This window comes from Kineococcus siccus (genome assembly GCF_009906795.1).
GTDB lineage: Bacteria > Actinomycetota > Actinomycetes > Actinomycetales > Kineococcaceae > Kineococcus > Kineococcus siccus.
Window position 1 is genome coordinate 1 of the sequence record NZ_JAAALN010000227.1, and the last position, 6,523, is coordinate 6,523.

Sequence of the window (6,523 nt, forward strand, 5' to 3'; positions counted from 1 at the left end):
GCGTCGGCAGGACGGCTCATGGTCAGCCACCCTAGGCAGTCGCCCCCGCAGTGGTGGCCCGCGCCGGGCGCGGGCCGGTCGCGTCCCCCGGCGCCCGCCGCCGCCCGCGCCCCTGGACGGGTGCCGGGTGCCGCGCTCTGGCAGAGTCGGGGCCGTGCCGCCGGACGACGAACGTGCCTCCCACCAGCTGACGGCCCTCGCGGAGGCGCTGGGCGTCGCCACCCGCTTCACGGACTGGCAGGGCGCGACGACCGACGTGCCGCGCAGCACGGTCGTGGCCGTCCTGGCCGCGATGGGTGTCGAGGCCGGCACGCCCGAGGCGGTCAGCGCCGCCCACCAGGAGGTCAAGCTCCGGTCGTGGCGGCGGATCCTGCCGCCCGTCGTGGTGGCGCGCGAGGGCCGCACCCACCACGTGCCGGTCCACGTGCGCCACGGCGACGCGGTGGAGTGCCTCGTGGAGCTGGAGGACGAGGCCGGCTGGGCCCCGCTGCGCCAGCTCGACCGGTGGTTCGACCCCATGCACGTCGACGGCGTGCTGACCGGCCGCGCGACCTTCGAGGTGCCGGACGACCTGCCGCTGGGCTGGCACGTCCTGCGCGCCCACACCCCCGAAGGCGACGCGGAGTGCGCGCTCGTCGTGACGCCCGACGTGCTCGAGCTGCCCGACGCCCTGCAGGCGGGCCGGACGTGGGGCTACCAGACGCAGCTGTACTCCGTGCGCTCGTCGGCCTCCTGGGGCGTCGGTGACCTCGCCGACCTCGGCGACCTCGCGGCCACGGCCGCGGAGCAGGGCGCCGGCTGGCTGCTGGTCAACCCGCTCGCGGCGGCGCAGCCGATCGCCCCGATGGAGCCGTCGCCGTACCTGCCGACGACGCGCCGCTTCGTCAACCCGCTGTACCTGCGCGTGGAGGACGTGCGCGAGGTCGCCTACCTCTCCCCGGCGGACCGCGAGCGCGTGGAGCGCCTCGCCGCGCGGGTCCGGCCGATGAACACCGACGCGGGCGAGATCGACCGCGACACGGTGTGGGCCGCCAAGAAGGAGGCCCTCGAGATCGTCTTCGCGCACGGTCGCAGCCGGTCGCGGCAGGCGGCGTTCCGCCGCTACGTGGACTCCGAGGACCCGGGGCTGAGCGGCTTCGCGGCGTGGTGCGCGCTCGCCGAGCGGCACGGCCTGCCCGCCTCGCGGTGGCCCGCGGAGGTCGCCGACCCCGCCGCCGCCGCGGCGTCGGGCGCCCTGGCCGAGCTCGCCGGGCGCATCGAGTTCCACGAGTGGCTGCAGTGGCAGGCCGACGAGCAGCTCCGCTCGGCGCAGGACGCCGCGACGTCGGCCGGCACCGGGCCCGGGATCGTGCACGACCTCGCCGTGGGCGTGCACCCGGACGGCGCCGACGTGTGGTCCCTCGGGGACGCCCTGGCGCACGGCGTCACGGTCGGCGCGCCGCCGGACGCCTTCAACCAGCAGGGGCAGGACTGGAGCCAGCCGCCGTGGCGGCCCGACCGCCTCGCCGACCTGGGCTACGCCCCGTTCCGCGACATGGTCCGCACGATCCTGCGCCACGCGGGGGGCCTGCGGGTCGACCACGTGATCGGGTTGTTCCGGCTGTGGTGGATCCCCGCCGGGGCGCCGCCGTCGCAGGGCACCTACGTGCGCTTCGACCACGAGGCGCTCATCGGCATCCTGTCGCTGGAGGCGCAGCGGGCCGGGGCCGTCGTCGTGGGCGAGGACCTCGGGACCGTCGAGCCGTGGGTGCGGGAGTACCTCGCGGAGCGCGGGGTCCTCGGCAGCGCCGTCCTCTGGTTCGAGTACGACGGCGCGGAGCCGAAGCGGCCCGAGGACTTCCGCGAGCTGGCCCTGGCCAGCGTCACGGTCCACGACCTGCCCCCGACCGCGGGGTACCTGCTGCAGGAGCACGTCGCCCTGCGGGAGCGGCTGGGCCTGCTGACCCGGCCCGTGGCGGAGGAGCGCGCCCGCGACGAGGCCGAGCAGGAGCGCATCCTCGGGCTCGTCCGCGAGCGCGGGCTGCTCCCGGCCGACGCGGAGGAGCAGGAGGTCGTCGAGGCCCTGCACCGCTACCTGGCGCTGTCGCCGTCCCTCATGGTCGGCGTGGCCCTCGTGGACGCCGTCGGCGACCGGCGCACGCAGAACCAGCCCGGCACGTCCCTGGAGTACCCGAACTGGCGGATGCCGCTGACGGGTCCGGACGGGGAGGTCGTCCTGCTCGACGACCTCGCCGCGCACCCCCGCGCGACCCACCTGGCGGCCGTCGTCCGGTCGGCCCTGGACCGGCCCGCCGACGGCTGAGGGCCGGGCCCGCCGCGCTGCGACGACCACGACGACGGCCGGGCACCACCTCCGCGGAGGCGGTGCCCGGCCGTCGTCGTGCGCGCGGTCGTCGTGCGCGTCGTCGTGCTTCGGGAGCCTGCTCGTCAGGCCGCGTCGCGCTCCTGGGCGCGCAGGGCGCGGGCGACGCCGTCGCGGTTCTCCAGCACGAGGCGGCGCAGGGCCGGGGGTGCGTCGGGGTTGTCCTCCAGCCACCGGTCGGTGCGCTCCACGAGGGCCTGCTCGGCCAGCTGCAGCGGGTACAGCCCCGTGACGACCTGCTGGGCCATCTCGTTGGTGCGCTCGGCCCACACCCGCCGCAGGGCGTCGAAGTAGCGGTCGACGAACGGCCGCAGCAGGCCGACGTCGTGCACGCGGCCGAACCCGCCGATGACCGACGCCTGCAGCGCGTTGGGCAGCGACCCGTCGTCGACGACGCTGGCCCACGCCGCCTCCTTGGCCTCGGGCGTCGGCAGCGCGGCGCGCGCGGCGGCCGCGGCGCGCTGCCCCGTGGCCGTGCGGTCGCGGACCAGCTCCGCGTCGATCGCGGCGGCGTCGGCCCGCCCGCCGGCCACGAGCGACGTGAGCAGGACCCAGCGCATGTCGGTGTCGACGTCGAGACCCGGCAGCGTCGCGCCGCCGTCGTAGAGGTCCTGCACGACCGCGAGGTGCTCGGCCGTGCGGGCGGCCGCCGAAAAGGCGCGGGCGAACTGCAGCTGCGTGTCGCTGCCGGCCGGGGCCGCGCGCAGCAGCGCCAGCAGCGTGTCGGCCGTGCGCGCCTGCACCTGCGGGCGGGTCGCCGGCGCGGTGTACAGCTCGACGGTGGTCGTCAGCTGCCGCAGGAGCACGAGCAGCACCGTGGAGTCGGCCCGCGCGCCGTCGCCCGGGAGCAGCGTCCCGAGCAGGAGGTCGGCGTAGTCGCGCGCGGCCGCCTCGCCGTCGCGCGTCATGTCCCACAGCGCCGCGGCCACGAGCGACCCCGGCAGCGAGTCCTCGAAGGCGTCCAGGTGCGCGAGCGCCGTGGCGAGCGAGACGTCGTCCAGGCGGATCTTGGCGTAGGCCAGGTCGTCGTCGTTGACCAGCAGTAGGTCCGGGCGCGGGCGCCCGAGGAGGCCGGTGAGCTCGGTCCGGGCGCCGACGGCGTCGAGCTCGAGGCGGTGCGTGCGGCGCAGCACGCCGTCCACGAGGTCGTAGCAGCCCACCGCGAGGCGGTGCGCGCGCAGGTGCGGGTGCGCCGCGGGCGCCTCCTGCAGGAGCTCGGCCGCGGTGATGACGCCGTCGGCGTCGACCTCGAGCCGGGGTCGCAGCGTCGCCACGCCCGCGGTCTCCAGCCACTCCTGCGACCAGGCGCCCAGGTCGCGGCCCGAGGTCTGCTCGAGCTCGCGCAGCAGGTCCGCCAGCTCGGTGTTGCCGTACGCGTGGCGGCGGAAGTACGCCCGCACCCCGCTCATGAACTCCTCGCGGCCGACGTAGGCCACGAGCTGCTTGAGGACGCTGGCCCCCTTCGCGTAGGTGATGCCGTCGAAGTTCACCTCGACGTCCTCGAGGTCGTTGATCTCGGCGACGATCGGGTGCGTGGTCGGCAGCTGGTCCTGGCGGTAGGCCCACGACTTCTCGAGGGAGTTGAAGGTGGTCCAGGAGTTCGTCCACTCGGTGGCCTCGGCCGCCGCGAGGGTGCTGGCGAACTCGGCGAAGGACTCGTTGAGCCACAGGTCGTTCCACCAGCGCATCGTCACGAGGTCGCCGAACCACATGTGCGCCAGCTCGTGCAGGACGGTGACGACGCGCCGCTCGACCATCGCCTGCGGCACCTTGGACCGGAACACGTAGCTCTCGACGAAGGTCACCGCACCGGCGTTCTCCATGGCCCCCGCGTTGAACTCCGGCACGAACACCTGGTCGTACTTGGCGAAGGGGTACGGCCGGTCGAACTCGCGCTCGAAGAACGTGAAGCCCGCCCTGGTCGCCGCGACGACGTTGTGCGCGTCGAGGTGCTGGACCAGGGACCGCCGGCAGTAGACCCCGAGCGGGATCGTGCGGCCGTCGGAGGAGACCAGCTCGGACTCCTCGCCGGCGTAGGGCCCCGCGATGACCGCCGTGACGTAGGACGACAGGCGCGGGGTCGGCTCGAAGGTCCAGCGCCGCCCCGCGGGCACGTCCTCGGTGCCCGCGACGGGGGAGCCGGAGATGACCCGCCAGTGCGCGGGGGCGGTCACGACGAAGGTGAACGTCGCCTTCAGGTCGGGCTGCTCGAACACCGCGAACACCCGCCGCGAGTCGGCCACCTCGAACTGCGAGTACAGGTAGACCTCGTCGTCGACCGGGTCGACGAAGCGGTGCAGGCCCTCCCCGGTGTTCATGTAGCGGCAGTCGGCCTCGACCACGAGCTCGTTGTCGGCGGCGAGGCCGTCGAGCTGGAGGCGGACGCCGTCGCCCACCACGGCCGGGTCGAGGTCGCGGCCGTTCAGCCGCACGGAGTGCACGGCCGCGCTGATGAGGTCGACGAACGTCGCCGCACCCTCGCTGCTGCGGAACCGCACGGTGGTGCGGGAGGCGAAGGTCTCCTCGCCCGTCGTCAGGTCCAGGTCGACCTCGTAGGAGTCCACCTCCACCAGGGCGGCCCGGGCGCGGGCTTCCTCGCGGGTCAGGTTCTCGCCGGGCAACGTCCACGTCCTTCCGTCGCGGGGCCCTCGTCGCGGACCCTCTCGTGGCGGGAGGCACTCTGCCACGCGGCGCCGACAGCGGCGCAGGGTCGTGCCCCGCGGCCCAGCCGTGGTGGCTGTCGGACGGCCGGGGCAGGATGCGCGCATGACGACGACAGACGCCACCACCCCGGGCGCCGGCGCGCGCGCCACCGCCGACTTCTGGTTCGACCCCCTCTGCCCGTGGGCCTGGATGACCTCGCGGTGGATCCTGGAGGTCGAGGCCGTGCGCGACATCTCCGTGCGCTGGCACGTCATGAGCCTCTCGGTCCTCAACGAGGGCCGGGACCTGCCCGAGGACTACCGGGCGATGATGGAGGCCGGCTGGGGCCCCGTCCGCGTGGTGACGGCCGCGCGGCTGCTGCACGGCGAGGACGTGGTGCTGCCGCTCTACACCGCGATGGGCACGCGCATCCACCCCGGCGGCAACAAGGACTTCGACGTCGTCGTCGCCGAGGCGCTGGCCGAGGTGGGCCTGCCCGCCGACCTCGCGGCCGCGGCGCGCTCGACCACCTACGACGCCGAGCTGCGCGCGTCGCACACCGAGGGCATCACCCGCGTGGGTGAGGACGTCGGGACACCCGTCGTGGCCTTCGGCGACGTGGCCTTCTTCGGGCCCGTCGTCACGCCGACCCCGCGGGGCGAGGCCGCGGGCCGGCTGTGGGACGGCTGCGTGCTGGTGGCCGGGACGCCCGGGTTCTTCGAGCTCAAGCGCACCCGGACCCAGGGCCCCGTCTTCGACTGAGCCCCTTCCTCGTCTGAGGTCCGTCGTCGTCTGAGCCCCGTCGTCCGGGCCCCGTCGTCCGGGCCCTGTCGTCTGGGCCCCGTCGTCTTGGCCCGGGTCACACCACGATCCGCTGCGGCAGACCCGTCGCGTCCGGCTCGCCGCCCAGCACCTCGGCGACCCCGGCGGCCCACCGCAGCGCCGAGTAGGCGCACGCGGCCGCGTCGAGGTGGTCGTCGCCCGCGGGGACGTCCGCGGCGGCGAGCTCCGGCAGCCAGCCCTGCAGCGCGCGCGTCCGGGCGCTGCGCCCGGCCTCGGTCCGCTTCGACGGCAGCACCTCGCCGGCGAGCGCCGCGAACGACAGCTCGGGGTGGGTCTCGACGGCGTGCGCGCGCACCCACGGGTCGCGCGCCAGGGCCGCGTCCAGTGCGAGGACGGGGCGGCGGATCCCCCACGTCTGGGCGGACAGCCCCTTGCCGCCCAGCACCTCGCGGCACGTGCGGCGCGCGGTCGCGTAGTCGGGGCACGCGAGCACTGACCGGGGCGGGACGAGGAAGACGCGGGCCGAGGCCCGGCCCAGGCGGCGCTTGGCGAGCAGGTCGGCCTCGCGCCACGCCCCGGTGGGCAACCCGATCGGCACGTCGAGCCCGACGGCGTCCGCGCCGGCCGCCCGGGCCGGCTCCCATAGCCCCGCGGTGTCGTCGGGACCGTCCGCCACGGCGAAGCGCAGCAGCCGGGCGCGCTCGACGGACCCGCGCACGAGGGCGAGCGCCCACC

The 6,523-nt window shown here is 75.6% G+C and carries 4 protein-coding genes; 2 read left to right on the forward strand and 2 right to left on the reverse strand.

From position 1 onward, the window contains the following. Window positions 1-154: 154 nt before the first annotated feature. On the forward strand, window positions 155-2,302 hold the full coding sequence (gene malQ / locus GTR02_RS18575) for a 4-alpha-glucanotransferase (protein WP_338073917.1): 2,148 nt from the start codon (window positions 155-157) through the stop codon (window positions 2,300-2,302). Window positions 2,303-2,427: 125 nt separating this feature from the next. Here malQ and pepN read toward each other — a convergent pair whose 3' ends face one another. Beyond that, the gene (gene pepN, locus GTR02_RS18580) at window positions 2,428-4,983 is read right to left on the reverse strand and encodes an aminopeptidase N (protein WP_166608970.1); all 2,556 of its coding nucleotides are present in this window, start codon (window positions 4,981-4,983) and stop codon (window positions 2,428-2,430) included. Between the two features lie 145 nt (window positions 4,984-5,128). On the opposite strand from pepN, the gene GTR02_RS18585 reads away from it, so the two are divergent. After that, window positions 5,129-5,767 carry a DsbA family protein gene (locus GTR02_RS18585; protein ID WP_166608971.1) on the forward strand — a complete coding sequence of 213 codons (639 nt, stop codon included), beginning with the start codon at window positions 5,129-5,131 and terminating at the stop codon, window positions 5,765-5,767. A 97-nt stretch (window positions 5,768-5,864) separates the two neighbouring features. Here the strand turns inward: GTR02_RS18585 and GTR02_RS18590 are convergent. Then, the coding region (locus tag GTR02_RS18590) for a DUF429 domain-containing protein (RefSeq protein ID WP_166608972.1) at window positions 5,865-6,523 on the reverse strand (659 nt) is incomplete at its 5' end.